General features: G+C 73.1%; 21 protein-coding genes and 2 rRNA genes. 9 read left to right on the forward strand and 14 right to left on the reverse strand.

Annotated features, from left to right (window positions below):
• Positions 1 to 56 precede the first annotated feature (56 nt).
• Both BMX65_RS14230 and BMX65_RS14235 read right to left on the reverse strand, forming a co-directional pair.
• Positions 57 to 698 (reverse strand): NUDIX domain-containing protein, encoded by a 642-nt coding sequence (locus BMX65_RS14230; RefSeq protein WP_075000607.1) that lies wholly within the window; start codon positions 696 to 698, stop codon positions 57 to 59.
• 5 nt (positions 699 to 703) lie between these two features.
• The gene (locus BMX65_RS14235) at positions 704 to 2,353 is read right to left on the reverse strand and encodes a CTP synthase (RefSeq protein ID WP_075000608.1); all 1,650 of its coding nucleotides are present in this window, start codon (positions 2,351 to 2,353) and stop codon (positions 704 to 706) included.
• Between the two features lie 408 nt (positions 2,354 to 2,761).
• On the opposite strand from BMX65_RS14235, the gene BMX65_RS14240 reads away from it, so the two are divergent.
• A complete protein-coding gene (locus tag BMX65_RS14240; RefSeq protein WP_075000609.1) occupies positions 2,762 to 4,591 on the forward strand; it encodes a glycoside hydrolase family 15 protein in 1,830 nt (609 codons plus the stop codon).
• 121 nt (positions 4,592 to 4,712) lie between these two features.
• Here BMX65_RS14240 and BMX65_RS14245 read toward each other — a convergent pair whose 3' ends face one another.
• The 8 genes from BMX65_RS14245 to BMX65_RS14280 form a co-directional block, all read right to left on the reverse strand.
• Positions 4,713 to 5,939 (reverse strand): glycosyltransferase family 4 protein, encoded by a 1,227-nt coding sequence (locus BMX65_RS14245; protein WP_075000610.1) that lies wholly within the window; start codon positions 5,937 to 5,939, stop codon positions 4,713 to 4,715.
• A gap of 392 nt (positions 5,940 to 6,331) precedes the next feature.
• Positions 6,332 to 8,074 carry a DNA repair protein RecN gene (gene recN / locus BMX65_RS14250; RefSeq protein WP_075000611.1) on the reverse strand — a complete coding sequence of 581 codons (1,743 nt, stop codon included), beginning with the start codon at positions 8,072 to 8,074 and terminating at the stop codon, positions 6,332 to 6,334.
• A gap of 317 nt (positions 8,075 to 8,391) precedes the next feature.
• A complete protein-coding gene (locus BMX65_RS14255; protein ID WP_075000659.1) occupies positions 8,392 to 9,333 on the reverse strand; it encodes an NAD kinase in 942 nt (313 codons plus the stop codon).
• 56 nt (positions 9,334 to 9,389) lie between these two features.
• A complete protein-coding gene (locus BMX65_RS14260; protein ID WP_075000612.1) occupies positions 9,390 to 10,196 on the reverse strand; it encodes a TlyA family RNA methyltransferase in 807 nt (268 codons plus the stop codon).
• A gap of 3 nt (positions 10,197 to 10,199) precedes the next feature.
• A complete protein-coding gene (locus BMX65_RS34290; RefSeq protein ID WP_420856851.1) occupies positions 10,200 to 10,703 on the reverse strand; it encodes a hypothetical protein in 504 nt (167 codons plus the stop codon).
• 40 nt (positions 10,704 to 10,743) lie between these two features.
• Positions 10,744 to 11,589 carry an ABC transporter ATP-binding protein gene (locus BMX65_RS14270; protein WP_239502320.1) on the reverse strand — a complete coding sequence of 282 codons (846 nt, stop codon included), beginning with the start codon at positions 11,587 to 11,589 and terminating at the stop codon, positions 10,744 to 10,746.
• 77 nt (positions 11,590 to 11,666) lie between these two features.
• Positions 11,667 to 12,719: a FecCD family ABC transporter permease gene (locus BMX65_RS14275; protein ID WP_075000613.1), complete on the reverse strand. Its 1,053-nt coding sequence runs from the start codon at positions 12,717 to 12,719 to the stop codon at positions 11,667 to 11,669.
• Entirely contained in the window at positions 12,716 to 13,795 is a 1,080-nt protein-coding gene (locus BMX65_RS14280) for a FecCD family ABC transporter permease (protein ID WP_075000614.1), read from the reverse strand. Before BMX65_RS14280 ends, BMX65_RS14275 begins: the two co-directional genes overlap by 4 nt.
• Before the next feature lie 168 nt (positions 13,796 to 13,963).
• On the opposite strand from BMX65_RS14280, the gene BMX65_RS14285 reads away from it, so the two are divergent.
• Together BMX65_RS14285 and BMX65_RS14290 are read left to right on the forward strand one after the other, a co-directional pair.
• Positions 13,964 to 14,992, forward strand: coding sequence for an ABC transporter substrate-binding protein (locus BMX65_RS14285; protein WP_075000615.1), 1,029 nt, complete (start codon positions 13,964 to 13,966; stop codon positions 14,990 to 14,992).
• A gap of 95 nt (positions 14,993 to 15,087) precedes the next feature.
• On the forward strand, positions 15,088 to 15,984 hold the full coding sequence (locus tag BMX65_RS14290; RefSeq protein WP_075000616.1) for a siderophore-interacting protein: 897 nt from the start codon (positions 15,088 to 15,090) through the stop codon (positions 15,982 to 15,984).
• A gap of 92 nt (positions 15,985 to 16,076) precedes the next feature.
• Here the strand turns inward: BMX65_RS14290 and BMX65_RS14295 are convergent, their stop codons facing one another.
• Entirely contained in the window at positions 16,077 to 17,150 is a 1,074-nt protein-coding gene (locus BMX65_RS14295; RefSeq protein WP_075000617.1) for an HAD hydrolase-like protein, read from the reverse strand.
• A 146-nt stretch (positions 17,151 to 17,296) separates the two neighbouring features.
• Between BMX65_RS14295 and BMX65_RS14300 the strand changes: the two genes are divergently transcribed.
• The 5 genes from BMX65_RS14300 (at position 17,297) to BMX65_RS14320 (ending at position 24,039) form a co-directional block, all read left to right on the forward strand.
• A complete protein-coding gene (locus BMX65_RS14300) occupies positions 17,297 to 18,568 on the forward strand; it encodes a DUF1015 family protein (RefSeq protein WP_075000618.1) in 1,272 nt (423 codons plus the stop codon).
• A 191-nt stretch (positions 18,569 to 18,759) separates the two neighbouring features.
• A complete protein-coding gene (locus BMX65_RS14305; RefSeq protein ID WP_075000619.1) occupies positions 18,760 to 20,271 on the forward strand; it encodes a pyridoxal phosphate-dependent decarboxylase family protein in 1,512 nt (503 codons plus the stop codon).
• Entirely contained in the window at positions 20,265 to 21,653 is a 1,389-nt protein-coding gene (locus BMX65_RS14310; protein WP_239502319.1) for a lysine N(6)-hydroxylase/L-ornithine N(5)-oxygenase family protein, read from the forward strand. The genes BMX65_RS14305 and BMX65_RS14310 overlap by 7 nt, the downstream gene beginning before the upstream one ends.
• Positions 21,650 to 22,231, forward strand: coding sequence for a GNAT family N-acetyltransferase (locus BMX65_RS14315; RefSeq protein WP_075000621.1), 582 nt, complete (start codon positions 21,650 to 21,652; stop codon positions 22,229 to 22,231). Before BMX65_RS14310 ends, BMX65_RS14315 begins: the two co-directional genes overlap by 4 nt.
• Positions 22,228 to 24,039 carry an IucA/IucC family protein gene (locus BMX65_RS14320; protein WP_075000622.1) on the forward strand — a complete coding sequence of 604 codons (1,812 nt, stop codon included), beginning with the start codon at positions 22,228 to 22,230 and terminating at the stop codon, positions 24,037 to 24,039. Before BMX65_RS14315 ends, BMX65_RS14320 begins: the two co-directional genes overlap by 4 nt.
• A gap of 185 nt (positions 24,040 to 24,224) precedes the next feature.
• On the opposite strand, the gene BMX65_RS31400 is transcribed toward BMX65_RS14320, so the two are convergent.
• Positions 24,225 to 24,938, reverse strand: a complete 714-nt coding sequence (locus tag BMX65_RS31400; protein ID WP_204357595.1) for a tetratricopeptide repeat protein — start codon at positions 24,936 to 24,938, stop codon at positions 24,225 to 24,227.
• 87 nt (positions 24,939 to 25,025) lie between these two features.
• Here BMX65_RS31400 and BMX65_RS31405 point away from each other — a divergent pair, with 87 nt between their 5' ends.
• Positions 25,026 to 25,844 carry a hypothetical protein gene (locus tag BMX65_RS31405; protein WP_079171881.1) on the forward strand — a complete coding sequence of 273 codons (819 nt, stop codon included), beginning with the start codon at positions 25,026 to 25,028 and terminating at the stop codon, positions 25,842 to 25,844.
• A gap of 131 nt (positions 25,845 to 25,975) precedes the next feature.
• On the opposite strand, the gene rrf is transcribed toward BMX65_RS31405, so the two are convergent.
• Together rrf and BMX65_RS14335 are read right to left on the reverse strand one after the other, a co-directional pair.
• A 5S ribosomal RNA gene (gene rrf, locus BMX65_RS14330) occupies positions 25,976 to 26,092 on the reverse strand.
• A 120-nt stretch (positions 26,093 to 26,212) separates the two neighbouring features.
• Positions 26,213 to 26,512, reverse strand: a 23S ribosomal RNA gene (locus tag BMX65_RS14335); the annotation flags it as partial.

Genomic DNA, 26,512 nt, shown 5'->3' on the forward strand with positions numbered 1-26,512 from the left:
CGCGGGCGCCGCGGAGGCGCGGGCGCCACAGGGGCGTCTCCCGCAGGCGGGGCGGGCTACATCGGGTCGAAGGGCCGGGCGGGCCAGGGGGCTTGGGCCGGGCGCAGCGCACCCAGGCCGCCGCCGCTGGAGAGCGCGGCGCTCAGCGCCAGGCATCCGACCACGAGGCAGTTGTTGTGCAACTGCCCGGCGAGCGCCCCCCGCACCAGTTCCTCCATCGGCACCCTGGCCAGCTCCATGTCGGCCTCTTCGCCGGAGACCTCGAAGCGCGCCCCCTCGGCCTCGGACAGCCGCCGGGCCAGGAAGATCCGTACGGCTTCGTCGCTGCCGCCGGGGGTGGTGTAGACGTCGACCAGGACCCGCCAGTCCTCGGCCCGGACGTGGGCCTCCTCGTACAGCTCCCGCTGCGCGGCGGCCAGCGGGTTCTCGCCGGGGACGTCCAGCAGCCCGGCCGGGATCTCCCACAGCTTCTCGCGGACGGGGTGCCGGTACTGGCTGAGGACCAGCACGTGGTCCTGGTCGTCCAGGGCCAGCACGGCGACCGAACCGGGGTGGGTCTGGTAGTCGCGGCTGGCGGCGACCCCGTCGGGCATGACGACGTGGTCGGTGCGGACCCCCGTCTTGGCGCCCTGGAACGGCGTGGAGGTCGCGGTGACCTCCCACTCCTCGGGGGTGTCGGCGATGCGGGACGCGGACACGGCGCTCACTCCCCCTGCTGGCGCGCCACGGCGGCCTTGACCAGGCCGGCGAAGAGCGGGTGCGGGCGGGTCGGCCGGGAGCGCAGCTCGGGGTGCGCCTGGGTACCGACCAGGTAGGGGTGCACCTCGCGCGGGTACTCGACGTACTCGACCAGCTTGTTGTCGGGCGAGGTGCCGGAGAAGACCAGTCCGGCCTTCTTCTCCAGCTCGGTGCGGTAGTGGTTGTTGACCTCGTAGCGGTGGCGGTGGCGCTCCTCGACGTAGGGCTCGCCGCCGTAGGTCTCGCGCACGATGGAGCCGTCGGCGAGCTTGGCCGGGTACATGCCCAGCCGCATGGTGCCGCCCATGTCGCCCTCGCCCGCGACGATGTCGAGCTGCTCCTCCATGGTGGAGATGACCGGGTGCGCGGTGCCCTGGTCGAACTCGGTGGAGTTGGCGTCCTCGATGCCCGCCAGGTTGCGGGCGCCCTCGACGACGATGCACTGCAGCCCCAGGCAGAGGCCGAGCAGCGGAACGCGGTGCTCGCGGGCGTAGGTGATGGCACCGACCTTGCCGTCCACGCCGCGCTCGCCGAATCCGCCGGGGATGCAGACGGCGTCGCAGTCGCCGAGTTCGCGCTCGGCGCCCTCCGGGGTGCGGCAGTCGTCGGAGGTGACCCACTTGATCTTGACGCGGGCCCGGTTGGCGAAGCCGCCCGCCCGCAGCGCCTCGGTGACCGACAGATAGGCGTCCGGCAGGTCGATGTACTTGCCGACCAGGGCAACCTTCACCTCGTGGTCCGGCTGGTGGACCCGGCGCAGCAGGTCGTCCCACTGGGTCCAGTCCACGTCGCGGAAGGGCAGGTCCAGCTTGCGGACGACGTAGGCGTCCAGGCCCTCGGAGTGCACGACCTTGGGGATGTCGTAGATGGAGCGCGCGTCCTTGCAGGCGACCACGGCGGCGTCGTCCACGTCGCACATCAGCCCGATCTTCCGCTTGATGGAGACGGGGACGTCGCGGTCGGCCCGCAGCACGATGGCGTCCGGCTGGATGCCGATGTTGCGCAGCGCGGCGACCGAGTGCTGGGTGGGCTTGGTCTTCAGCTCCCCGGAGGGGCCGATGTAGGGCAGCAGGGAGATGTGGACGACGAAGACGTTGTCGCGGCCGACCTCGTGGCGGACCTGGCGGACGGCCTCCAGGAAGGGCAGCGACTCGATGTCGCCGACGGTGCCGCCGACCTCGGTGATGACGACGTCCACGTCGTCGGTGGCCATCCGGCGGATGCGGTGCTTGATCTCGTTGGTGATGTGCGGGATGACCTGCACGGTGTCGCCCAGGTACTCGCCGCGCCGCTCCTTGGCGATGACCGTGGAGTAGACCTGGCCGGTGGTGACGTTGGCGCTGCCGTCGAGGTCGACGTCGAGGAAGCGCTCGTAGTGGCCGATGTCCAGGTCGGTCTCGGCGCCGTCGTTGGTGACGAACACCTCACCGTGCTGGAAGGGGTTCATCGTGCCCGGGTCGACGTTCAGGTAGGGGTCGAGCTTCTGCATGGTCACCCGCAGGCCGCGCGCCTTCAGGAGCGCGCCCAGGCTGGAGGCGGTGAGCCCCTTGCCGAGCGAGGAGGCGACACCCCCGGTGACGAAGAGGTGCTTGGTCGTCATGGACGTAGGCGGCATGGCCAAGAGGGGGCTCCCGTGGTCGCTTGGTGGGGTGCGATGGCTGCGTCCCGGGGGTGACCCGGAGGGCCTCGCTGCGGTTCGGGGGGCTGCCGTCTCGAACACTTCGCGTTCGCGCGCCCACCGCTCCACGGGCTACCAGCGTAACAGTGCCGAGGGGGCGGTGCCGCTGCCGAGGCACGTCGGCGGGTGGGGGTCGCGGCCGGGTGCGCCCCAGGGTGACGGGAGAGTCGCAGCAGGTGAAGCCCTCGGTCAAGCTCACCCCATCGGCGCAGCCGGACTCAGCCGACCGTCGGGCGGAAGGGATCGCTGCGTCGTATCCTGCACGGACACTTGCCTGGGGACAGGCAGAAACTCACAGGTCATCCAGCACGTCCCGCGGGGGCGTCGCAGTTCGTTCGACTGGAGATGCACGTGGCTGGGCGCATCGAAGATTACGCACTCATCGGGGATATGCAGACTGCGGCCCTGATCGGCAGGGACGGCTCGGCCGACTGGCTCTGCCTACCCCGCTTCGACTCCCATGCGGTGTTCGCCGGGCTGCTCGGCACCGAGGAGCACGGGTTCTGGCGGGTGGGTCCGGCACACCCGGCCGGCGGCGACCCGCCACCGGCCGACCGCCGCCGCTACCGGGGGGACTCCCTCGTACTGGAATCGGAGTGGGACACCCCTCGGGGTACCGTCCGGATCATCGACTTCATGCCTCCGCGTGAGAACCACGCACCGCAGTTGGTGCGCATCGTGGAGGGCGTCAGCGGGCGGGTGCGGATGCGCTCGGCGCTGCGGATGCGGTTCTCCTACGGCTGGGTGGTGCCGTGGGTGCACAAGGAGGGACGGCGCACGGTCGCCGTCGCCGGGCCGGACTCGGTCTGGCTGGACACCGAGGCCGACACCTACGGCAAAGACCTGACGACCTACTCCGACTTCACCGTCGGCCCCGGCGACCGGGTGGCGTTCACCATCAGCTGGGAGGCGTCGCACCGGCCCGCTCCGGAGCTGCCCGAGCCGGAGGAGGCGCTGCGCACCACCGAGGACTTCTGGCGCGAGTGGGTCGAGACCTGCACGTACCACGGGCCCTACCGGGAGGCCGTGGTGCGCTCGCTGATCACGCTCAAGGCGCTGACCTACGCGCCCACCGGTGGGATCGTCGCCGCGCCGACCACCTCGCTGCCGGAGGAGATCGGCGGGGTACGGAACTGGGACTACCGCTTCACCTGGCTGAGGGACGCGGCCATCACCCTCTCCTCCCTCCTGCGCACCGGGTACCGCGAAGAGGCCCGCGCGTGGCGCGAGTGGCTGCTGCGTGCCGTCGCGGGCGATCCGGAGAACCTCCAGATCATGTACGGCATCGCGGGCGAACGCGAACTGTCCGAGGCCGAGTTGAGCTGGCTGCCGGGGTACGAGGGATCCAAGCCGGTGCGGGTGGGCAACGGCGCGGCGGGTCAGCTCCAGCTCGATGTGTACGGCGAGATGGTCGAGGCACTGCACCTGGGCCATATGACGGGCCTGGCGCGCAACGACTACGCCCAACTGCTCCAGCTCAAGCTGATCGGCTATCTGGAGGACCACTGGGAGGAGAAGGACGAGGGCATCTGGGAGGTGCGCGGCCCGCGCCGGCACTTCGTGCACTCCAAGGTGATGGCCTGGGTGGCCGTCGACCGCACGGTCAAGCTCATCGAGTCGGGCGACGTGGACGGGCCGCTGGAGCGGTGGCGGAATCTGCGGGACGAGATCCACCGCCAGGTCTGCGAGAAGGGCTACGACAAGGAACGGAACACCTTCACCCAGTCCTACGGCTCCAAGGAGCTGGACGCCTCGCTGCTGCTGATCCCGCAGATGGGCTTCCTGCCGCCGGACGACAAGCGGGTGATCGGCACCATCGAGGCCATCCAGCGGGAGTTGACCACCGAGGACGGCTTCGTACTGCGCTACCCCACCAGCAGCGAGGCGGGCGCCGACGGCACGGCCGAGAACGTGGACGGCCTCGCGGGCGAGGAGGGGGCCTTCCTGGCCTGCTCGTTCTGGCTCGCCGACGACCTGGCGATGATCGGCAGGGTGGACGAGGCCCGGAAGCTGTTCGAGAAGCTGCTGGCACTGCGCAACGACGTGGGTCTGCTGGCCGAGGAGTGGGACTCGGCGCGCCAGCGGCAGGTCGGCAACTTCCCGCAGGCGTTCAGCCACGTCCCTCTGATCGACACCGCGCTGCGGCTGACCGCATCAGGGGCGTACGGGGTCTGACCGTACGCCCCGTTTTGGGTGCCCGGTGCGCGGGTGCGCGCCGGGCGGCCCCCGGTACGGGTCGCCGGGCACCTCGTGGTGCGAGTCGCCCGGCGGTCCGCAGCGGCGGCCGGCGCCGGGCTCAGCGGTCCGCGACGGCCCGGGTCACCTCGTCGTACACACCGAGGACCAGCGCCGCCGTGGCGTCCTCGCCGGGCCAGGTGCGCGCCTGGGCGCGGCCCGCCGCGCCCAGCGCGGCACGGCGGGCCGGGTCGGCCAGCAGACCCAGCACGGCGGAGGCGAGCGAGTCCGCGTCGCCGCAGGGGACCAGTACGGCGGCGGTGCCGACCAGTTCGGGGACCCCGCCGCTCGCCGCCGCGACCAGCGGCACTCCCGCGCGCAGGGCTTCCTGGGCGACCAGCGACGGCCCCCGGCAGCGGGTGGGCTGCAGCGCGATGTCGGCCTCCGCCAGCAGCCGCAGTGCGTCGTCCCGCCGTCCCAGCAGCCGTACCGGCAGCTTCTCCTCGTCGATGCGGCGCTGCAGCGCGCCCCGCCCGGGGCCCTCACCCGCGACGGCGAGCAGCGGTGCGGGGCTGAGGCCGCGCCAGGCACGGGAAGCGGTCAACGCGGTGTCGTGGCCGCGCCGCCCGTCCAGCCGGCCGACGGCCACCAGCAGCGGCCGGTCCGCCGCCCCGACTCCCGCGCGCGCCGTGCTCCGAAGCGCCTCCTCGGCTGCCGCGTCCTCCCGGTCCGACGACGGCCCGGCCCCGGTCAGCGGGACGGGTGCCGGGGCAAGGCGTGCGTCCCTGGCTCCGCTGCGGCGCGCGGCGTCGACGAGTTCGGTGGTGGTTCCCAGGACGACGGTCGCGGCACGGGCCACCCGCCGGAGCAGGAGCCGGGTCACCAGGTCGTGGGCGGCGTCCGCCCGCGAGGCATGTCCGGGTCCGGGTCCGGCGCGCGGCAGGGCGTACCAGGTGACCACGAGCGGCACCGGGCTCCGCCGCCTGCCGAGCGCGAGGGCGGCCAGCAGCCCGGCGCGCAGGCCGTGCGCGTGGACGAGGTCCGCTTCCGTGCAGACCGCGCGCAGCCGGGCCACCGCGTCGGCCTCCGTACGTCCGGGGAGGGCGGTGAACTCCGCGCCGGTTCCGGTGAACGAGTGCCGCAGCGCCGCGTCGTGCCGGGTGCACACCGTCACCCGCACCCCGCGCGCTGTCAGTCCGCGGGCGAGCGCACGCGCGTGGGCCGCAGTCCGCGCCGAGGGCGCGTGCGGCCCGTCGGCCGCCACGCCGCCCCCGAGCACATGCACGGCGTGCGGCGGCCGCGCACCGACCGCGGGCCGACGCGAGGCGTGGGTACGGCTCGGGCTCACGGCGGAGGAGCTCCCTGGGTCGGGGGTGGGCGCATGCGTGCCCAGGATGCCAGGCGAACCGGGACCGGTGGGCCGCCGTACGGACCTCGGCGCCGCCACGGCAGGACGCACATCCCGCGCTCTCACTCACACGAGTGAGAGCGCGGAAGGCCGAGTCGGGCGCCCCCCTCCCGGGCGCGCGCTCCGCCCCGCGAGGCCGGGCGCACGGCGTGCCGTCCTGCGACGGCACCGACCGGCGGTGCGGACCCGGCCGTGCGCGGAACGGCTCACGGACGGGAGCGGCGCGCCACCGGGCGGCGGGCCGGCGCGGGGGCCACCGGGGGGAGCGGTGGCCCCGGGAGAGCGGGCCGCGCCGGAGGACGGGCCGCGGTGCTGCCGCACCGCGCGGCGGCTCACAGACCGCCGCGGGCCGCTTCCAGAAGTTCCTCGGCGTGCGCACGCGCGAGTTCGGAGTCCTCCTGACCCGCGAGCATCCGGGACAGCTCGCGCACCCGCTCCTCGCCGTCCATGACCCGGACACCGCTGCGGGTCACCGATCCGTCGTCGGTCTTCTGCACCACCAGGTGCCGGTCGGCGAACGCCGCGACCTGCGGCAGGTGCGTGACCACCACGACCTGCGCCGACCGGGCCAGCCGCGCCAGCCTGCGTCCGACCTCGACCGCCGCCTTGCCTCCGACACCCGCGTCGACCTCGTCGAACAGATAGGTCGGCACCGGATCGGAGTCGGCGAAGACCACTTCCACGGCGAGCATCACCCGGGACAGCTCCCCGCCGGAGGCGCCCTTGGCGATGGGCCGGGGCGGCGCGCCCGGGTGCGGGGCGAGCAGCAGTTCGACCTCGTCCGTGCCGTGCGGCCCGAACGCCACCGTGCGTCCGTCGACCTCGATGCCGTCCGGATCCTCGGTGTGCTTGAGCGCGAAGCTGACTCGGGCGTGCGGCATGGCCAGCTCCGCCAGCTCCTCGGTCACCGCGTCCGCGAACCGCTCGGCGGCGTCCGCACGCGCCTCACCGAGGGTACGGGCGAGGGAACCGAGTTCGGCACGGAGCGCGTCCCGCTCGGCACCCAGCTCACCGATCCGGTCGTCGTCGCCCTCCAGCTCGGCCAACCGCTCGGCGCCCTCCCGGGCCCAGCCGAGCACGGCGGCGATGTCCTCGCCGTACTTGCGGGTGAGCTGCGCGAGTACCGCACGGCGCTCCTCGACCGCGGCCAGGCGGAGCGGATCGGCGTCCAGGTCGTCGGCGTATCCGGCCAGTTCGCCCGCGATGTCGGAGAGCAGGATGTGCACCTCGCCCAGCCGGTCGGCGAGCGCGGCCAGCGCCGGATCGTGCGCCCGCACCGCTTCCAGCGCGCGGTGCGCCCCGGCGACGAGGGTGGCCGCCTCGACGCCTTCCGGGTCGGCGGGGTCCCCGGCCAGCGCGCCGTGCGCGGTGGTCGCGGCGGAGGCCAGCGCCTCGGCGTGGCCCAGCCGTTCGGCCTCGGCCGCCAGCTCGGTGTCCTCACCCGAGCGCGGCTCGGCGGCCTCGACCTCCTGGATCCCGAAGCGCAGCAGGTCGGCCTCCTGGGCGCGTTCGCGGGCCCGGGTGGTCAGCTCCTCCCACTCCGCGGCGACGGCCCGCAGCCTGCGGTACGCCTCCTGGTAGGCGGCCAGCGGCCGGGCCACCGCCTCGCCCGCGTAGCGGTCCAGCGCCTCGCGCTGCCGCGCGGCCCGCAGCAGGCCCTGCTGATCGGTCTGCCCGTGCACGGCCACCAAGTCGTCGCCCAACTCCGCGAGCAGCCCGGCCGGCACCGAACGCCCGCCCACATGGGCCCGCGACCGACCTTCGGCCGAGACGGTGCGGCTGACCAGCAACGCCCCCTCGTCCAGTTCCGCGCCCGCCTCCTCGGCCCGGCGCGCCGCCGGCGCGTCCGGAGCCAGCGCGATCCGGCCCTCGACGAGGGCGGACCTGGCGCCGACCCGGACCAGCCCGGCGTCGGCACGCCCACCGAGCAGCAGCCCGAGGCTCGTGACGACCATGGTCTTCCCGGCGCCGGTCTCGCCGGTCACCGCGGTGAAGCCGGGGGACAGCTCGACAACGGCGTCGTCGATCACGCCCAGGGCTTTGATCCGCATCTCCTCCAACACGGATACGACCATACGAGGTCCCCGCGCACCGGCCACACCTGTGGTCCGGGTGGTGGCCGGATCGTGGAGCGGGGCCGCGGCGGAATTCGACCGGCATTGCACCGGCATATCCGTTTCCTCCCCCACCGTCTCGGTCCGGGCTCCCCCGTCGCCCCGCGCGCGGTTCCCCACCGCCCCGGGAGCCGCGCTCGCCACCGCCCCGGGAGCGGCGCTCGCCGCCGCACGAGCAGCGCCACCGCTCCGCGCCGGCCGGCCCCCTGCGGCAGGCCCCACGTCGTGTCGGCGGAGCCCCGTCCGCCCTGCCCGGCGGACGGGGCTCCGCCGAGGACCTAGCGCGGCGCCCCGCGCCAGCCCGTGACGGGCAGCGCGAACTTGGCGACCAGGCGGTCGGTGAACGAGGCATGGTGCAGCCGCGCCAGCCGTACCGGCACCGCACCGCGCCGCACCTCCACCCGCGCCCCGGCGGGGAGTTCGACGCTGCGCCGCCCGTCGGCCCACAGCACCCCGTGCGGCGTCTGGGGCCGTACCTCGACGGCCAGCACCGAATCGGGTGCGGTGACCAGGGGCTTGGCGAACAGCGCGTGCGCGCTGATCGGCACCATCAGCAGCGCCTCGACCTCCGGCCACACCACCGGTCCCCCCGCGGAGAAGGCATAGGCCGTGGAGCCGGTGGGGCTGGCGCACACCACGCCGTCCCCGCCGAAGCTGGAGACGGGCCGCCCGTCGACCTCGATGACGACCTCCAGCATCCGCTCGCGCGCCGCCTTCTCCACCGAGACCTCGTTGAGTGCCCAGTCGGCGTGCACCACCTGGCCGCTGCCGGGGCTGTGCGCGCCGTGGCCGCCGTTGCGCACCAACACGTCGAGGGTCATCCGCTCCTCGACCTCGTAGGCGCGGGAGACCACGCGGTCCACGACCTGGTCCAGATCGTCGCGCTCGGCCTCGGCGAGGAAGCCGACCCGGCCGAGGTTGACGCCGAGCATCGGCACGCCCGAGGCGCGGGCGAACTCGGCGCCGCGCAGCAGGGTGCCGTCCCCGCCCAGCACGACCAGCAGTTCGCAGCCCTCGGCCGCGTCCGGCCGGGCCGAGACGGTCTGCACCCGCTCGGGCAGCGGCAGGTCGGCCGCCTCGTCCGCGAGCACCCGCACTCCGATCCCGCAGCGCAGCAGCCCCTGGACCACCAGTTCGGCGCTGCGCACGGCGGCCGGTCTGCCGGTGTGCGCGAGCAGGAAGACCGTACGGTCCCCGCCCGCCGCGCCGGGGTCCGGCACACCGCCCCGGCGGTCACCGGGAGGGTGTGCTGGCTGCGTCGCTCCGCTGTCCTCGGTCACTTGGGCCCCTCCGCCACCGCTCGCTCGACTTCGGCCGGGTCGAGGGTGTCGGCCCCGGCACGCAGCCACAGAAAGTATTCGACGTTTCCCGAGGGCCCGGGCAGCGGACTCGAGGTGACGCCCAGCGCGCCCAGGCCCAGGGCCGCCGCGTGTCCGGCGACCGTTCGCACGGCCTCGGCGCGCAGCTCCGGGCTGCGGACGACACCTCCGCTGCCCAGCCGTTCCCTGCCCACTTCGAACTGCGGCTTCACCATCAGCACCAGATCCGCCTCGGGTACGGCGCAGCGGACCAGCGCGGGCAGGACGAGCCCCAGGGGGATGAACGACAGGTCACCGACGACGAGTTCCACCGGCTCGCCGTCGATGTCCTCCAACGTCAGTTCCCGGACATTCGTGCGGTCCTTGACGGTGACCCGCGGGTCGCTCCGCAGCGACCAGGCGAGCTGGCCGTAGCCCACGTCCACCGCGACCACCCGGTCCGCGCCGGCACGCAGCAGCACGTCCGTGAACCCGCCGGTGGACGCGCCCGCGTCCAGCGCACGCCGGCCGGTCACCCGCAGCCCGCGCGGACCGAACGCCTCCAGGGCTCCGGCGAGCTTGTGGCCGCCGCGCGAGACATAGCCCGGATCGCTCTCGTCCGCCTTGACGACCAGCGCGGCACTGGTCTCGACCTGGGTGGCGGATTTGGCCGCGACGTTGCCGCCGACCGTGACCCGGCCCGCGGCGATCAACTGGCCCGCGTGCTCCCGGGAGCGGGCGAGGTTGCGGCGTACCAGCTCCGCGTCGAGTCGGCGTCGTGCCACGGTTCAGCTCCGGGGTGTGTGGGGGCGGTCCAGCGCGGCCAGGCTCTCGCGCAGGCCGTCGTGGACATCTTCGTACACCTCCAGATGACCGGAGACAGCGAGGTGGTCGGCGTCCTCCAGCCGCTTGAGCCGGGCGTCGACGGGGCCGTTCCCGGTCGGGCGCACGCCCACGCCGAGGGGCCGCGGGCCGTCCTCGGGCTCCTCCCCCGACTCGGGGACGCCGGGCCCGCCGTCCGGCTCGGCGGCGCGCCCGGGCACCTCCTCCGGGGCGGCGGCGCCCGCCTCCTCGGGTCCGCCGGGGGCGGCCTCCGGCGCGCGTCCGGCGCCCGGCTCGGGGAGGCCCGCGCCGTGCCGGGCCCGGGGGTCCTCGGCGCCCGCCGGAGCCGGCCCGGGGCGCCCGTGCGGCTGATCGGGCCGCGCCGTCTCGTCGTACCGCTCGGTGGCGCTCCCCGGGGGCTGCTGTTCGGGGGCGCGGCCGGGCCCGGGGCCCTGCGCGAACTCGCTCATGCCCCGACGCTACCTTCCGGGTCCGACAGAGCCGCCCGTGTCAGCGCCGTGCCGCGGGCACCACCAGTGGGGTACCGGTCTCGGGATCGTCGATGACCCGGCAGGGCATGCCGAAGACCTCCGCCACCAGCTCCGCCGTCACGATCTCGCCGGGTTCGCCCTGGGCGACGATCCGGCCGTCCCGCATGGCGATCAGATGGGTGGCGTAGCGGGCCGCGTGGTTGAGGTCGTGCAGGACGGCGACCAGCGTGCGCCCCTCCTCCTCGTGCAGCCGGGCGCACAGGTCGAGGATCTCGATCTGGTGGGCGATGTCCAGGTAGGTGGTGGGCTCGTCCAGCAGCAGCAGCGGCGTCTGCTGCGCCAGCGCCATGGCGATCCACACACGCTGGCGCTGGCCTCCGGACAGCTCGTCCACGAAACGGTCCCCGAGGCCCTCGACGCCGGTGGCCGCCATGGACTCGGCCACCACCCGCTCGTCGTCGCGCGACCACTGGCGCAGCAGTCCCTGGTGCGGGTAGCGGCCGCGGGCCACCAGGTCCGCGACGGTGATGCCGTCGGGCGCTGTGGACGACTGGGGCAGCAGACCGAGGGTGCGGGCGAGCGACTTGGCCGGCAGGCCCGCGATGTCGTTGCCGTCCAGCAGCACCTGCCCCCGGGTGGGTCTGAGCATCCGGGAGAGCGCGCGCAGCAGCGTCGACTTGCCGCAGGCGTTGGGCCCCACGACGACCGTGAAGGACCGGTCGGGCACGGCCACGTCCAGCTCGCGTGCGATGGTGCGCTGGTCGTAGGCGAGGGTGAGGTCGTGGCCGGTCAGCCGGGGTTCTCCGGCTGCCGGCCCGGCTGTGGCAGCGGTCTGCGCCCGGTCGGCCTGTGTCGCGGTCTTCATCGTGTCCCCGCCTCCGTCGTGCGTGCGTACGTCTGTGCCGGTCGGGCCATGGGTGCCGGTCTGGTCGTGCGGGCCGGTCATATCCGCCCCGCTCTGCGCTCGGTGGCCAGCAGCCACACCAGGTACCCGCCGCCCACCACCCCGGTGATCACGCCCACCGGGAGCTGGTGCCCGTCGAAGGCCCGCTGGGCGACCAGGTCGGCGCAGATCAGCAGCAGGGTGCCCATGCACAGCGAGGGCAGCAGATTGGGGCCCGGCGCCTTCGTCAGCCGCCGGGCGAGCTGCGGGGCGCACAGCGCGACGAAGGAGACCGGCCCCGCCGCGGCGGCCGAGAGCGCCACCAGCAGGATCCCGGCGACCAGCAGCGTGAGCCGGGTGTGTTCGACGCGGACACCGAGCGCGTACGCCGCGTCGTCGCCCATCTCCATCATTCCCAGCGCACGTCCGCAGCCGAGCAGCACCAGCGGGACGAGCACCACCATGCCCAGGGCCAGCGGCAGTACGTCGTCCCAGCCGCGCCCGTCCAGACTGCCGGTCATCCACAGCACCGCACGCGATGCCTCGGTGAGGCCGGCGCGGGTGATGAGGTAGCTGTTGACGCCGGTCAGGATGGCGGTGGTGCCGACTCCGACGAGCACCAGCCGGTAGCCGTGCAGGCCGCCTTTCCAGGCGAGGGCGTAGATCAGTGTGCCGGTGACGAGTGCCCCGGTCACGGCGCCGCCCGCCAGCAGGGCGCTGCTGCCGCCCACGGCGAAGACGACCAGCAGCGCCCCGGCCGCCGCTCCGTTGGTGAAGCCGAGGATGTCCGGGCTGCCGAGCGGGTTGCGGACGACGGCCTGGAAGACGGCGCCGCTCAGCCCCAGGCTCGCGCCGACCAGCAGGGCGGTCGCGGTGCGGGGCAGCCGCAGCTCGTTCACGATGAACGCGTCGGCGGGGTCGCCCTGTCCGAGCAGGGTGCGCAGTACGTCGCCGGGCGGCATCGGGTACTCGCCGCTGCCGATCGCGAACACGGCGGCGACCAGCGCGAGCAGCAGGCAGCCGGTGCCGACCAGCAGGGCGCGCGGACGGTAGCCGACCGAGAGGCCGCCCGCGGTGCGGACGACGCGGGAACGGGTGCCGGTGAGGCTCATGCGTGTGCCACCCTCCGCCTGCGCACGAAGTAGAGGAAGAGCGGGCCGCCCAGGACCACGGTCACGATGCCGACCTGCAGTTCACCGGGGCGGCCCAGGATCCGTCCGAGGATGTCGGCGCCGAGCAGCAGCACGGGCGCCAGGACGGCGCAGTAGGGCAGCATCCAGCGCTGGTCGGGGCCGGTGAGCGCGCGCACCATGTGCGGCACCATCAGTCCGACGAAGACGATCGGCCCGCAGGCCGCGGTGGCGGCGCCGCACAGCAGGGTGATGGCCACGATGGCGGCGGCGCGGGTCCTGGCGGGCCGGGAGCCGAGGGCGCGGGCCGCGTCGTCGCCGAGCGCGAGCGCGTTCAGCGGCCGGGCCAGGGCCAGCGCGACCAGCGCACCGACCGCGATGAAGGGCAGCGCCGAGAGAACCGTCGTGTCCTGGGCGCGGGCGAGCGAGCCGACCATCCAGAACCGCATCCGGTCCAGCGAAGCGGTGTCCAGGAGCTGCACGGCGCTCACGTAGGAGATCAGCGCGGCGTTCAGCGCCGTCCCCGCCAGGGCGAGCCGGGCTGGGGTGGCGCCGCGGCCGCCGCCCACGGCGTAGACGAGCACGGAGACCGCCGCGGCGCCCAGGAAGGCGAAGCCGATGTACCCGGTGTACCCGGCGACGCCGAAGAAGGAGATGGCGGTGACGACGGCTGCCGCGGCGCCCGCGTTGATGCCCAGCAGGCCGGGGTCGGCCAGCGGGTTGCGGGTGAGCGCCTGCATGACGCCGCCCGCGAGACCGAGCGCGGCACCGGCGAGCAGGCCGAGGAAGGTGCGCGGCAGCCGCATCTCGTGGACGACGGGGTAGCTCGCCGAGCCGCTGTCCAGCAGTCCCGACCACGCCTCCCCCAGGGAGAGCGGCCGGGCGCCGAAGGCGAGGCTGAGCAGGGCGACGAGCAGCAGGACGAGAGTGGCGGCCAGCAGCCCGGCGGCCCGGGCGAGCGGCGCCCGGGCCCGGGCGGGCTGTTCCGGGCGGGCCGCGGGCGGCTGCTGCTCGACCACCGAACCCCTGTGCGACTGCGGGGACTTGGGGAGAGTCACGTACGCGCTCCGGTAGGGGCCGGGGAATCGTGCCGCCCGGCCACTGGACAACAACAACTTTGGTTAGGTTAGCCTAACTGGGAACTCGGCCCCATGGCCGCCCCGCATGGACGTCCGCGGCCTGCCCGCGGTGCGTTCGCAGCACGTCGAGAGAAGGCCGGAGAGAAAATGCCCAGCTCCTCCCCCATGTCCCCGCTTTCGCGCCGCGGTCTGCTCGCCGCGGGTGGCGCCGTCGGCCTCGGCGCGCTGCTCACCGCATGCGGAAGTGACGACTCCGGCTCCGGTGCGGGCAGCGACCCGAAGGGCAAGGGCTGGTCCTTCACCGACGGCCGCGGCGAGAAGGTCTCCCTGGACGCCGTGCCGGAGCGGATCGTCGCCTACACGGCCACCGCCGCCGCGCTGTGGGACTTCGGCATCCGCGACCAGGTCGTCGGCGTCTTCGGTCCGACCAAGAAGAAGAACGGCGACCCCGACGTACTCGCCGGGGACATGGACATCTCCAAGGTGGAGATCATCGGCAACGCGTTCGGCGAGTTCGACCTGGAGAAGTACGCGAAGGCGCGTCCGCAGTTGCTGATCAGCAACATGTACCTGAAGGACGCGCTCTTCTACGTCCCGGACGAGAGCAAGGACAAGATCTACAAGCTGGCGCCGCATGTGGCCATGAAGGCCGCCGGGGTGCCGATGCTGGAGGTCGTACAGCAGTACGCGAAGCTCGCCGAGTCACTGGGCGCGGATGTGAAGGCCAAGGCCGTCACCGACGCCAAGGCCCGCTTCGAGAAGGCCGCCGAGCGGCTGCGCAAGGCAGCGAAGAGCGGCATCCGCGTCATGGCCGCCGCCGGGGCGCCCGACCTGTTCTACGTCTCGGACCCCGACGCCAGCACCGACCTGCAGTACTTCAAGCAGCTCGGGGTGGACTTCGTGAAGCCGAAGAAGCTCAGCAAGCAGGGCTTCTTCGAGGAGCTGAGCTGGGAGAACGCGGACAAGTACGAGGCCGACCTGATCATCCTGGACAACCGCACCCAGTCCCTGCAGCCCAAGGCCCTCGCCTCGAAGCCGACCTGGAAGGACCTGCCCGCCGTCAAGGCGGACCAGGTCGCCCCCTGGGCCGCGGAGCCCCGCTTCTCCTACGCGGGCGCCGCACCGCTGCTGGAGAACCTCGCGGAGGCGATCGAGAAGGCCAAGAAGGTCCGCTGACCCACCGTGGGGGTCGTGGCGGTCCCCGGCCCCCACAGCCCCCACGCGGTCCACGCCCCCGCCCGACCCCGTCCCTCCCGGGAGGAGCAGTCACGATGAGCAAGGCCAGCACGGCGCGGTCCGCGCCCTCCACCGTTCCCTTCGAGTTCTTCGCTCTGCACGTCGTCAGGACCCGCCGACTGGGTCCGACCCTGCTGCGGGTCACCTTCGGGGGCGAGGGGCTGGACCTGTTCGCCTCCGGGGGCCGCGACCAGCGCGTCAAGCTCTTCCTGCCGCAGCCGGGGCAGACCGCACCGGTGGTCCCCGTCGAGGCGGGCACGGAGTGGTTCGCCGAGTGGCGGGCGATGGACGAGAACATCCGCGGGATCATGCGCAGTTACACCGTGCGGGCACTGCGCAAGGGCAGCCAGTACGGCGCCGCGGACGAGTTGGACATCGACTTCGCGCTGCACGGCGAGATCGGTCCCGCCTCGCGCTGGGCGCTGCGGGCAGCCCCCGGGGACCGGGTGACGCTGCTCGGTCCGGTCGTCGAGGACAACGCCGGTGTCGACTTCCGGCCGCCCCGGGGCACCGACTGGGTGCTGCTGAGCGGTGACGAGACGGCGCTGCCCGCCATCGGGGCCGTGCTGGAGTGGCTGCCCGCCGGGATGCCGGTGCGGGTGTTCGCCGAGGTCGCGCACCGGGAGGACATCCAGGACCTGCCGACCCTCTCGGACGCGCGGATCACCTGGCTGGTGCGGGACGAGGACGGGAGCCGGGCCGCCGGTTCGCGGACCGAGCGCGCGGTGTCGGCGGTGCGCTCGGCCGGGCTGCCCTCGGGCACCCCCTACGCGTGGCTCGCGGGCGAGGCCGGCACGGTCAAGGCCCTGCGCCGCCATCTGGTGAACGAGCGGGGCTTCGACCGCCGGTCGGTCACCTTCACCGGCTACTGGCGCGCCGGCACCTCGGAGGAGCAGTTGGTCGCCGAGGCCCTCGCGGCGGCGGCGAGCTGAGACCCCTGCCGCCGCGGTGAGCCGAGACCCTCGCGGCGGCGACGAACTGAGACCCGCTCAGCGCCGGACAGCCGCACAGTTCCCGGTCCGCCTCAGAGCCCCAGCCGGCTCAGGGCCTTCTCCGCGTCCAGTCGGCACTCCGCGGTTCCGGCCGCCGACCAGGCGGCCCCGCACAGGGCCCGCAGCCCGTCGGCCGGATCGCCGTCCCCCGCCAGTTCCAGCCGCCCGTCCCCGGCCCGGGCACTCCAGCCACCGCACCCGGCAGCGCCGTCCGGCCCCACCGTCACCTCCGGTTGGGGCTCCAGCAGACCCCGCAGGTCGCGGGCCACATAGGTGGGGCGGTGCAGCGGAGAGGCGGCGAGCAGCCGGGCCGCGTCGGTCACCCCGGTCAGCACCAGCAGCGAGTCCACGCCCCCCGCGTGCGCCCCCTCGATGTCGGTGTCCAGCCGGTCGCCGACGACCAGCGGGCGCCGCGCACCGGTGCGCAGGATGGACTCCCGGTGCATCGGCGGCAGCGGCTTGCCCGCCACCTCGGGCTCGGGCGGCGTGCGCATCCAGCGGGTCGCGAGGCGCACGACCTCCACGGCCGAGCCGTTGCCGGGTGCGATGCCGCGTCCGCTGGGGATGGTCAGATCGGTGTTGGAGGCGAACCACGGCACCCCGCGCTGCACGGCGAGCGCCGCCTCGACCAGCCGCCCCCACTCCATCGACGGCCCGCCGTAGCCCTGCACGACGGCCGCGGGGTCCTCGTCCGCCGTCTCGACGACGGTCAGCTCCCGCTCCGCCAGCGCGGCCCGCAGCCCCTCGGCGCCGACGGCCAGGACCCGCGCACCGCGCGGCATCCGCTCGGCGATGAGCCGGGCGACGGCCTGCGCCGAGGTGACGATCTCGTCGGCCCCCGCCGGCACGCCCAGCTCCGTCAGATGCCCCGCGACCACCTGAGGGGTGCGGGCCGCGTTGTTGGTCACGTACGCCGTCCGCAGCCCGCTCGCGCGCGCGGCGGCGAGGGAGTCGACGGCGTGGGGCACGGCCTCTCCCCCGGCGTAGACGACCCCGTCCAGGTCCAGCAGTGCCGTGTCGTACGCGGTGTGCAGCGCACGCTCGCTGGCCTGCGGGGCGCGCCGGGGCGCCGGTGCCGCCGTGCCGGAGGCGGTGCTGTGGTGCATCAGGGGTCGCTCCTCGTGCTCTCTCCCGGGGGACGCGGATGCCGGGGCCGGCCTGCGCGCGGTACCGATCCTCTCGCACCCTCCGCACCCCTGCGCCCCCTGTGCCCCGCTCCACCGGCCGCGGGGCACCGGCATACCATGCACGGATGACCGTCCGAGGACTGAGACTCACCCCGTTCCGGGGGCTGCGCTACGTGCCGGAGAAGGTCAGCAGCCTCGCTGCCGTGACCTCGCCCCCGTACGACGTGGTGGTCCGGCCGGACGGGCTGCGGCATCTGGAGACCGCGGACCCCTACAACATCGTGCGGCTCATCCTGCCCCAGGCCGAGGATCCGGCGGCGCGGCACCGCAAGGCCGCCGGGACCCTGCGCCGCTGGCAGGACGAAGGAGTACTGGCGCGCGATCCGCAGCCCGCGCTGTACGTCTACGAGCAGCGCAAGGGCGAACTGCTGCAGCGCGGCCTGATCGGTGCCCTGCGGCTGTCGGACCCCGAGGAGGGGATCGTGCTCCCGCACGAGGCGGTGATGGACGAGGTCGTGGCCGACCGCGCGGAGCTGATGGGCGAGATGGCCGCCAACCCCGAGCCGCTGCTGCTCTCCTACCGCGGCGACGGCACCCGCAGCGGCGCCACCGCCGTCATCGAGCGGACCATACGTGGCGCGCCGCTGGCGGCGACGACCACCGAGGACGGTTTCGCGCACCGGCTGTGGGCGGTCACGGACCGGGCCGAACTCGCCCAGGTGGACGCCGAGCTGTCCCGGCACAGCGCGCTGATCGCCGACGGGCACCACCGCTGGGCGACCTATCTGCGGCTCCGCGCCGGACAGGGCGGCCGGGCCGAGGAGTCGCCGTGGGATTACGGCCTGGTCCTGCTGGTGGACACCGCGCGCTATCCGCTGCAGGTACGCGCCATCCACCGGATACTGCCCAGGCTGCCGGTGAAGCGGGCGCTCGACCTCCTGGACCGCGCGGAGGCGCCCTTCCGGGTGCGCACACTGGAGGCGCCGCTGGACGAGGCGCTGGAGGAACTGGCGGACACCCCGGGGAACGCGTTCCTGTTGACCGGGGGCGACGGTGTCTTCCATCTGCTCGACCGGCCCGCCCCTGCGCTGCTGGAGCGCACGGTTCCCGCGGACCGGCCCGAGGCGTGGCGTCGGCTGGATGCCACCGTGCTGCACTCCACGCTGCTGGACGCGGTCTGGCAGGTGCCCGACCGTCCCGAGGACATCGGCTATCTGCACCACGTCGAGGCGGCGCTGGAACAGGCGGCGGCGCACGGCGGTACGGCGGTGCTGTTGCGGCCCGTTCCGGAATCGACGGTGCGGGCGCTCGCCGAGCGGGGCGTGACGATGCCCCGCAAGTCGACCTCGTTCGGCCCCAAGCCCGCCACCGGGCTGGTGCTGCGCACCCTGCGCTGACCGGCGGCCCGCGCACCCGGCGCCGACCGCCCGCCGCCCGCCGCGGCCCGCGCCTTCCGCGGGCCGCTCCGCCCTCCCCGCACCACCGCCGCGGGGCCCCCTTGCATGCGGACGGACAGAGTTGGTTAGGCTAGCCTTACCTGACCGCGCGGGTCGCGCGGTGTGCCACGTCCGTGTCAGGAGGACACTTCATGAGCAGCAGGTCACACCTGCTCAACGACAGGACAGCGGAGCACTACAGGCGCTCCCTCACCCACGGCGTCGAACGGGTCGCCGCGAGACTCGCCGGCACCGAGCAGCCGTTCACCGGCGTCACCCCGGCCGAGCTCGCCCCCACCGTGTCCGCCGTGGACCTGGAGAAGCCCCTGGGCACGGCGAGCGAGGCACTGGACGAGCTGGAGCGCGTGTACCTGCGGGACGCCGTCTACTTCCACCATCCGCGCTACCTCGCGCACCTCAACTGCCCCGTGGTCATCCCGGCCGTGCTCGGGGAAGCCGTGCTCTCCGCCGTCAACTCCTCCCTGGACACCTGGGACCAGAGCGCGGGCGGCACCCTGATCGAGCGGCGGCTCGTGGCCTGGACCGCGCAGCGGGTGGGCTTCGGCTCGTCCGCCGACGGCATCTTCACCAGCGGCGGCTCGCAGTCCAACCTGCAGGCGCTGCTGCTGGCCCGGGAAGAGACCTGCCGCCTGGTGCGCAAGAACTCCGAGACCGCGCTCAGCACCCCGCAGATCCTGCCGAAGCTGCGGATCCTCACCTCCGAGTGCAGCCACTTCAGCATCGAGAAGGCCGCGGTGCTGCTGGGCCTGGGCACCGAGGCCGTCGTCCCGGTGCCCTGCGACGAGCAGCGGCGGATGCGCGTCGACGCGCTGGAGGAGGAGATGGCCCGCTGCGAGCGGGCCGGCGAGACGGTGATGGCCGTCGTCGCCACCGCCGGCACCACCGACTTCGGCAGCATCGACCCGCTGCCCGCGGTCGCCGACCTGTGCGAGCGGGCGGGCGCCTGGCTGCACGTGGACGCCGCCTACGGCTGCGGGCTGCTCACCTCGCGCCGCCGCCGAGGACTGCTGACCGGTATCGAGCGAGCCGACTCGGTGACCGTCGACTACCACAAGTCCTTCTTCCAGCCGGTGAGTTCCAGCGCCGTCCTGGTCCGGGACGGGGACACCCTGCGCCATGTCACCTACCACGCCGACTACCTCAACCCGGCCCGCAGCGTGGAACGGGAGATACCCAATCAGGTCGACAAGTCGCTCCAGACCACGCGGCGGTTCGACGCGCTCAAGCTCTGGATGACGCTGCGGGTGATGGGCGCCGACGCACTCGGTGAGCTGTTCGACGAGTGCGTGGACCGGGCCGCCGACGCCTGGCGCCTGCTGGACGCCGACGACCGGTTCGACGTCGTCGTCGAACCCCGGCTCTCCACCCTCGTCTTCCGCCACCTCCCGCGCGGCGCGGACGCCGCGCTCACCGACCGGGCGAACCTGCACGCGCGCGACGCGCTGTTCGCCTCCGGCGAGGCCGTCGTGGCCGGCACCGTGGTCGACGGCCGCCACCACCTCAAGTTCACCCTGCTCAACCCGGAGACCTCGACGGCCGACATCGCCGCGGTCCTGGATCTGATCGCCGCACACGCCGACCGGTACGCCGCCGAGCACGGCGCGGTCCACCCGCCCGCCCTCAGCACCGCCCCGGCATGCTGACCGATCCGACACGGAGCCCCCACGTGACGCCCTCCAGCGCCCGTTCCGCCGACACGCCCGTCCACGATTTCGTCGCCATCGGCGTGGGACCCTTCAATCTGGGCCTCGCCTGTCTGACACCGACAGCGGAGCTCGACGGGGTCTTCCTGGACGACAAGCCGGAGTTCGACTGGCACCCGGGCATGATGCTGGACGACAGCACCCTGCAGACCCCGTTCCTGTCCGACCTGGTCACCCTGGCCGATCCCACCTCGCCGTTCTCCTTCCTCAACTACCTCAAGGAGTCCGGCCGGCTGTACGCGTTCTACATACGCGAGAGCTTCTACCCGCTCCGCGCGGAGTTCAGCGACTACTGCCGCTGGGCGGCCGACCGCCTGGGCAGCATCGTGCGGTTCGGCCACCGGGTCACATCGGTCGAGTACGACGAGGCCGACGGCCTGTACACCGTCCACGCCGAGCACCTGCCCGACGGAGAGCACCGCGCCTTCCGCGCCCGGAAGCTCGTCCTGGGCACCGGCACCCCGCCGCACCTCCCCGGGCCCTGCCAGGACCTGGGCGGCGACCTGCTCCACAACTCCCGCTATCTGGAGCACAAGGACGCGCTGCAGCGGAAGAAGAGCATCACCCTGATCGGCAGCGGCCAGAGCGCGGCGGAGATCTACTACGACCTCCTCCAGGACATCGACACCCACGGCTACTCGCTCACCTGGCTCACCCGCTCCCCCCGGTTCTTCCCCCTCGAATACACCAAGCTGACGCTGGAGATGACCTCCCCGGAGTACGTGGACTACTTCCACTCCCTCCCGCCCGACACCAGGGACAGCCTGGTCGCCTCCCAGAAGAACCTCTACAAGGGCATCAACTCCGAGCTGATCGACGCCATCTTCGACCTGCTCTACCAGAAGAACCGCCGCGCCCCCTGCGCCACCCGGCTGATGACCAACACCGCACTCACCGACGCCGCGTACGACGAGTCCGCCGGCACCTACACCCTCGGGCTGCGCCAGGAAGAGCAGAAACGTGACTTCAGCCTCACCACCGAGGGACTGATCCTGGCCACCGGCTACCGCTACCAGCGGCCGGACTTCCTCGACCCCATCACCGACCGCATCGAATGGGACGCCCAGGGCCGCTTCGCCGTACGCCGCGACTACAGCATCGACACCTCCGGTCAGGAGATCTACGTGCAGAACGCGGAGCTGCACACCCACGGCTTCGTGGCACCCGACCTGGGCATGGCCGCCTACCGCAACTCCTGCATCATCCGCGAGCTGCTCGGCCGGGAGGTCTACCCGGTAGAGCAGTCCATCGCCTTCCAGGAGTTCACCGCACCGACGGACCCACCTGCCGCGCCCGCCACGGCCCCGGAGGCAGCGCTGTGACCACCGCCGACGCCACCGTCTTCACCCGCACCGACGAAGCGCTGGGCACCTTCTCGCTGCGCCCCGTCGACCCGCTCGCCGACACCGGACTGCTGCACCGCTGGGTGACGCACCCCAAGTCCGCGTTCTACCTGCTGCAGGACGCCACGCTGCCCGACGTGGAACGCGAGTTCATGAGCATCGCGGCCTCCCCGCACCACGACGCCTTCCTCGGCCTCCACCGGGGAGAGCCCGCCTTCCTCATGGAGCGCTACGACCCCCGGTACGTGGAACTGGCCGGGCTCTACCCGCACCAGCCGGGCGACGTCGGCATGCACTTCCTGTGCGCGCCCACCGGGCAGCCCGTCCGCGGCTTCACCCGGGCGGTGATCACCACCGTCATGGCGATGCTCTTCTCCGACGCGGACACCCGCCGCGTCGTCGTCGAACCGGACGTCCGCAACACCGCCGTGCACGCCCTCAACGAGGCCGTGGGCTTCCGCGTCGACTCCACCCTCACCAAGCCGGAGAAGGAAGCCCTGCTCAGCTTCTGCACCCGCGAGCAGTTCCGGACCGCCACAGGAGAATCCCCCGCATGACGCTCCCCCTCACCCCCCGGCCCACGCAGCCGCACGAAGCGGTCACCCACCTCACCCCCGAACGCTGGGAGCGGGCGACCCGGCTCCTGATCCGCAAGGCCCTCGCGGAGTTCAGCCACGAACGCCTGCTGGAACCGGCGCCGCTGGACGGCCAGGAGCACCGGTACGCGGTCCGCTCCGACGACGGCGCCACCGAGTACCGCTTCACGGCCCACCGCTCGGCCCTGGACCACTGGCAGGTCGACGCCGACAGCATCACCCGGCACCTCGAGGGCAGCGAACTCCCGCTGGACGCCCTGGCGTTCATCACGGAACTGCGCACCACCCTGGGCCTGGGCGAGGAGATCCTCCCCGTCTATCTGGAGGAGATCAGCAGCACTCTGGCCAGTACCGCCTTCAAGCTGGCGGCCACGCCCCGGACCGCGGCGGAGCTGGCCGCGGCCGACTTCCAGACCATCGAGTCCGGGATGACCGAGGGCCACCCCTGCTTCGTCGCCAACAACGGCCGGCTCGGCTTCGACAGCGCCGAGTACCGTGCCTACGCGCCCGAGGCCGGAGCGCCCGTACGCCTGGTCTGGGTCGCCGCGCACCGCACCCGCACCACCTTCACCACCGGCGCTGACCTCAGCTACGACAAGCTGCTGCTCTCCGAGCTCCCCGCCGCCACCCTGCGCCGCTTCTCCGCCGCCATGACCGAACAGGGCCTGGACCTGGACGACTACTACCTCGTCCCCGTCCACCCCTGGCAGTGGTGGAACAAGCTCTCGGTGACCTTCGCCGCCGAAATCGCCCAGCGCTCCCTGGTCTGCCTCGGCCACGGCGACGACGCCTACCTCGCCCAGCAGTCCATCCGCACCTTCTTCAACTCCGACCACCCCGAGAAGCACTATGTGAAGACCGCACTCTCGGTGCTCAACATGGGCTTCGTCCGCGGCCTGTCCGCCGCCTACATGGAAGCCACACCCGCCATCAACGACTGGCTGGCCGACCTGGTGGCAGGCGACGACCTCCTGCGCGGCACCGGCCTGGGCCTGCTGCGCGAACGCGCCGCCGTCGGCTACCACCCCGCCCCCTACGAGGCCGCGGCCCCCAAGGGCTCCCCCTATCTCAAGATGCTGGCGGCCCTCTGGCGGGAGAGCCCGGCGCCGTTCCTCGACAAGGGCGAGAAGCCCGCCACCATGGCGTCGCTCCTGCACGTCGACCGCGACGGCGACTCCTTCGCCGCCGCCCTCGTGCGGCAGTCCGGCCTGGAGCCCGCCGAGTGGCTCCGCGCCTATCTCCACGCCTACCTGACCCCGCTCCTGCACTGCTTCTACGCCTACGACCTGGTGTTCATGCCACACGGCGAGAACGTGATCCTGGTCCTGGACGCACACGGCGTGCCCCGCCGCGTGCTCTTCAAGGACCTGGCCGAGGAGATCGCCGTCATGAGCCAGGACGCCGAACTGCCACCCGAGGTGGAGCGCATCCGCGCGGACGTCCCGGAGGACATGAAGATCCTCTCCCTGTTCACCGACGTCTTCGACTGCTTCTTCCGCTTCCTGGCCCCCGCCCTCGACACCGCGGGAGTCCTGGACGAGGCCACCTTCTGGTCGACGGTGGCCGACGTGGCGAAGGACTACCAGAAGTCGACCCCCGAGCTGGCCGACCGGCACGCCCGGTACGACCTGTTCGCCGACGAGTTCGCCCTCTCCTGCCTCAACCGCCTCCAGCTCCGCAACAACCAGCAGATGGTCGACCTCCAGGACCCGGCCGGCGCCCTGCAGCTGACAGGCACCCTCCGCAACCCCCTCGCCCGGTACCGGTAGCAGCGGACCCCGGCACAGCAGAAGGGCGGACCCCCGAGAGGTCCGCCCTTCTGTCCGTCCGTCTGCCTGTCCGGCTGTCCGGCTGTCCGGCTGTCCGGCTGTCCGGCTGTCCGGCTGTCCGGCTGTCCGGCTGTCCGCCGAGTCTCCGGCACGCCGCCCGCGGCCGCTGACCGGGTACCCGGTGCTCAGTCCTCGGCGGGAGGCTCCTCTTCGGCGTCCTCGTCAAGGGCGTCGATGAACTCGACACCGTCCAGTTCGGCCAGCCGGTCGGACGCGTCGGTCACCCCGCCCTGGTCGGCCTCCAGCGCCTTGGCGAACCAGTCGCGTGCCTCGTCACGCCGCCCCACCTCCAGCAGCGCGTCCGCGTAGGCATACCGGAGCCGAGCCGTCCACGGCTGCGTCGAGTGGGAGGCCAGCTCCGGGCTCTGCAGCGTCACCACCGCGGCGTCCGGCTGCCCCATGTCCCGGCGGGCCCCGGCCGCCACCAGCCGCATCTCGACCTGCCCGGCCTTGTCGAGCTTCTGCACCTCCGGCTCGCCGGCCATCGCCAGCGCCTTCTCCGGACGGCCCAGCCCCCGCTCGCAGTCGGCCATCACCGGCCACAGGTGCTGGAGCCCGGTCATCCGCCGGGCGGCGCGGAACTCGGCGAGCGCCTCCGCGTACTTCTGCACCCCGTACGCCGCGAACCCGGCCGCCTCCCGCACCGAGGGCACCCGCGACGCCAGCCGCAGCGCCACCTTGGCATACCCGTACGCCTGCTCGGGGTCCTCGTCCAGCAGCCGCGACACCATCACCAGGTTCCGGGCGACGTCCCCGGCCAGCGTCTTCGGCAGGCTCATCAACTCCTGCTTGACGTCCTTGTCCAGCTCGTCCCCGGTGACGTCCTCATCGATCGGCAGGCGCCGCAGCGGCTCCCGGTCCGGCCGCTCCTGGCGCCGGTCCCGGTCTCCGCGCCCGCCGTACGGACGCTCCCGGTCCCCGCCTCGGTGGAAGCCTCCGCCGCGGTTGTCGTCGCGGCGGTTGTCGTCGCGGCGGAAGCCGCCGCCACCACGCCGGTCGTCGCGGCCGTTCCTGCGGTCGTCCGGACGGCCGTCCCGGCGCTCGTCACGCCCGCGGCCACCGCCCTGGCCGAACGGCCGTCGGCCGCCGCGGTCGTCGTCCCGGCGCGGGCCACGACCGCCCTGCGGGCGACCGGCGTCCCGGGGCCCGCTGCGGTCCCGGCCGTCGCCAGCGCCATGGCTGTCCCGGCCGTCCCGGCCGTCCCGGCTGTCCCGGCGGAAAGGGGCCCGGCCGCGGTCGCGGTCGTCCCGCTGCGGCCGATCACCCCGGTATCCGCCACGCCGCTCGTCGCCGCGGTCGTCGCGGCTCCGCTCGTCGCGGCGGGGCCGGTCGTCGCGGTGCGGTCGCTCGTCGCGCCGGAATCCCTCTCGCCCACGGTTGTCGCGGCGGTCAGCCGGCCGTCCGTCCCTGCGGTCGTCACGGCGGTCGTCACGGCGAAAGCCGGAGCCGCCCTGGCCGCTCTGACCGCCCTGGCGACGACGGTCGTCCCGGTCACGGTTGCCGTAGGCCCGCTCGTCGCCACGTCCACGGTCGTCCCGGCGGCGCTCGTCATCACGCCGGTCGTTGCGCCGATAGCCCTGCGAGGAGCCGCGCTCCCCTCGCCGGAATCCCCCACCTGCACGGTCTCCGCCCTCGCGACCGGGGCCGCGGGTGCGCTCGCGGCCGCCGTCGCCGCGCGGGCCGGACTGCCGCGGCCGCCGGTCGGCTCGGTCGCGGTCGTCGGAGGAGCTGGGGGACATCGGTGACTCCTGTCTGCGGTACCTGCGTTTCGATTCTCGCGCAGGTGGTGGAACAACGCTCTTCGGAAAGCTGGGGACAACAAAAAAGCCCTTGGCCTCCAGCGCATGCACGCTGGAGGCCAAGGGCCATAAAGATTGTTCGGCGGCGTCCTACTCTCCCACACGCTCCCGCATGCAGTACCATCGGCGCTGAAAGGCTTAGCTTCCGGGTTCAGAATGTGACCGGGCGTTTCCCTCACGCTATGACCACCGAAACTCTGTTCAAGGTGGGCAGGACATCAGTCCCCACCTCGGAGTCTCTAAGCGAACAAGCACTCTCTTCAATTTGAAGTGCAGTTGTTGTCTCAGAACCGACACAGTGGACGCGAGCCTCTATGGACAAGCCCTCGGCCTATTAGTACCGGTCACCTCCACACGTTACCGTGCTTCCAGATCCGGCCTATCAACCCCGTCATCTCCAGGGAGCCTTAACCCCTCACAGGGGGTGGGAGTCCTCATCTCGAAGCAGGCTTCCCGCTTAGATGCTTTCAGCGGTTATCCTTCCCGAACGTAGCCAACCAGCCATGCCCTTGGCAGAACAACTGGCACACCAGAGGTCCGTCCGTCCCGGTCCTCTCGTACTAGGGACAGCCCTTCTCAAGACTCCTACGCGCGCAGCGGATAGGGACCGAACT

It is taken from the genome of Streptomyces qinglanensis, from assembly GCF_900111245.1.
Lineage (GTDB): Bacteria > Actinomycetota > Actinomycetes > Streptomycetales > Streptomycetaceae > Streptomyces > Streptomyces qinglanensis.

What these genes read in the sequence shown, in the direction of transcription:
- BMX65_RS14290 (WP_075000616.1), top strand. Translation starts at nt 15,088, where the DNA reads ATGAGCAAGGCCAGCACGGCGCGGTCCGCGCCCTCCACCGTTCCCTTC.
- BMX65_RS14240 (WP_075000609.1), top strand. Translation starts at nt 2,762, where the DNA reads ATGCACGTGGCTGGGCGCATCGAAGATTACGCACTCATCGGGGATATG.
- BMX65_RS14310 (WP_239502319.1), top strand. Translation starts at nt 20,265, where the DNA reads ATGCTGACCGATCCGACACGGAGCCCCCACGTGACGCCCTCCAGCGCC.
- BMX65_RS14275 (WP_075000613.1), bottom strand. Translation starts at nt 12,719, where the DNA reads ATGAGCCTCACCGGCACCCGTTCCCGCGTCGTCCGCACCGCGGGCGGC.
- BMX65_RS14235 (WP_075000608.1), bottom strand. Translation starts at nt 2,353, where the DNA reads ATGCCGCCTACGTCCATGACGACCAAGCACCTCTTCGTCACCGGGGGT.
- recN (WP_075000611.1), bottom strand. Translation starts at nt 8,074, where the DNA reads ATGGTCGTATCCGTGTTGGAGGAGATGCGGATCAAAGCCCTGGGCGTG.
- BMX65_RS14270 (WP_239502320.1), bottom strand. Translation starts at nt 11,589, where the DNA reads ATGAAGACCGCGACACAGGCCGACCGGGCGCAGACCGCTGCCACAGCC.
- BMX65_RS14305 (WP_075000619.1), top strand. Translation starts at nt 18,760, where the DNA reads ATGAGCAGCAGGTCACACCTGCTCAACGACAGGACAGCGGAGCACTAC.
- BMX65_RS14295 (WP_075000617.1), bottom strand. Translation starts at nt 17,150, where the DNA reads ATGCACCACAGCACCGCCTCCGGCACGGCGGCACCGGCGCCCCGGCGC.
- BMX65_RS14300 (WP_075000618.1), top strand. Translation starts at nt 17,297, where the DNA reads ATGACCGTCCGAGGACTGAGACTCACCCCGTTCCGGGGGCTGCGCTAC.
- BMX65_RS14320 (WP_075000622.1), top strand. Translation starts at nt 22,228, where the DNA reads ATGACGCTCCCCCTCACCCCCCGGCCCACGCAGCCGCACGAAGCGGTC.
- BMX65_RS14285 (WP_075000615.1), top strand. Translation starts at nt 13,964, where the DNA reads ATGCCCAGCTCCTCCCCCATGTCCCCGCTTTCGCGCCGCGGTCTGCTC.
- BMX65_RS34290 (WP_420856851.1), bottom strand. Translation starts at nt 10,703, where the DNA reads ATGAGCGAGTTCGCGCAGGGCCCCGGGCCCGGCCGCGCCCCCGAACAG.